Genomic DNA, 1,539 nt, shown 5'->3' with positions numbered 1-1,539 from the left:
AGGGCAATCGCATCTAAATCAGGAAAACCAACGAAGCTAAAGTGATTGGACTTGTTTTCCACAATATTTCTCATTTTTGGTTGGTTAAAGGAGCATGCCAACGGGGTCGGAACAATCTGGCGGCATGATGGGGTTGGGATGTGCTTTGTTGTGGTTTCCTCTAAGAAGTTGTGCAGTCCTCACTGTGCTGGTCTAGCAAAACCTAACAGGAATGATTGCTGAGCAACAGGTTTATGACTTTGTCATTATCCATGGCCGCTCGGTAGCGTTTCTGGGCAATACTTTGCTTAGAGGGTTCTCGTTTGAGTAAATTCAGCGATAAGCGTCGCAGCAGTCCCATATTCATTGGTCCATGAAGGCGTGCGAATACGGCTATGGTCTTCGCCAAAGGTGACATCATTGATCCAAGGTCGGCTATTTTCAATCCCCCAGTGGGAGCGGATCGCCTTCCCTAAAACCCTGGCATCTGCACCTAAGCTGGTGATGTAGAAACACACCTCTGTAGTCGTTTTATTCCAAAGACGTCGCTCTCGTTTGACCATCACCACGCGCGGGTTTTGCCCTGCCATTTCGAAGGATTGGGCAAATCGGGCAATTGGCTGATGGGCACCGCCCACACTTGTCGATGCGTTGGTCCGATGATGACCTGCTTCTGTATGCTCGTGATAGCTATACGTGGGTCCCCTCCCAATGCTTTTTTTCAGCCGCCTTAAAGAATGTCTTCACTGCCTTGTGGAGCTTGCCTTGATTCCCTTTGAGTGCCAGGATATACTCCCCACCTTGGTCTCGGATTTGGGCAGCAAGATCGCGCTGAGTACCCATTGCATCTAGGGTGATAATCGCACCCTGAATATCCAATAGATTCAGTAGCTCTGGAATGGCTGTAATCTCATTCGACTTGCTCTCTACCCGTTGTTGGGCCAAGACCAGATGGTGTTCTGAAGCCCAAGCACTGACTGTATGTAAGGCTTTAAGTTGATGCTCTCGGTCATAGGAGCTACGGGCTGTTTTGCCATCTATGTTGATCAGCTTAATCTCCAGCTGGTCGGTAATATGTCCGACCCAACTCAAAAAACACTCATGCAACTGCTGGGGGTCAATCAACCCTAAGACTCTCGAAAAGGTATCGTGTGAGGGAATACCATGAGGCAATGTCAAGAATGTCTCTAACCATTGCCGTTTCGCTTTTCCATAGGTTTCAATCCCTACCATGCTATCCGCCCCAGATCGGGTGGCCAGGATGGCAATAGTTATGATTTCGACCAGTAAATGCTGTGGCTGCCGTTTCACCCGAGGCTCATCCAATCTCTCAAACTCCTTAAGCACACTACGTCTGAGCTTTTTCAGCGTAACCGAAGGAGGGGATATGCTAGGAGCACCAAAACCTGTTGACATGAGGATTGAAAGGATGTGAAAGGGACTGATTCCATCTGTTTGTAGTGTCCTTCATTCCAGAAGAGTTGTCTAGTCCTATCACTGACTATGTTAAATACCTATTTTGTCAAGTACAATTTATACAAAATAGCTGCAATTACCCTG

2 protein-coding genes are annotated in these 1,539 nt (G+C 47.6%); both read right to left on the bottom strand.

Translation table 11 applies throughout. The annotated features are described in order from the left end of the window. Positions 1 to 287: 287 nt before the first annotated feature. A complete protein-coding gene (locus F6K53_RS41530) occupies positions 288 to 692 on the bottom strand; it encodes an ISAs1 family transposase (RefSeq protein WP_293030527.1) in 405 nt (134 codons plus the stop codon). After that, positions 670 to 1,395, bottom strand: a complete 726-nt coding sequence (locus F6K53_RS41525) for an ISAs1 family transposase (RefSeq protein WP_293030524.1) — start codon at positions 1,393 to 1,395, stop codon at positions 670 to 672. The genes F6K53_RS41530 and F6K53_RS41525 overlap by 23 nt, the downstream gene beginning before the upstream one ends. Positions 1,396 to 1,539: the final 144 nt, after the last annotated feature.

It is taken from the genome of Moorena sp. SIO4A1 (genome assembly GCF_010672065.1).
Taxonomy (GTDB): domain Bacteria; phylum Cyanobacteriota; class Cyanobacteriia; order Cyanobacteriales; family Coleofasciculaceae; genus Moorena.
The sequence above is the reverse complement of the archived record's forward strand: the minus strand, read 5'-3'. Positions and strand labels throughout refer to the sequence as shown.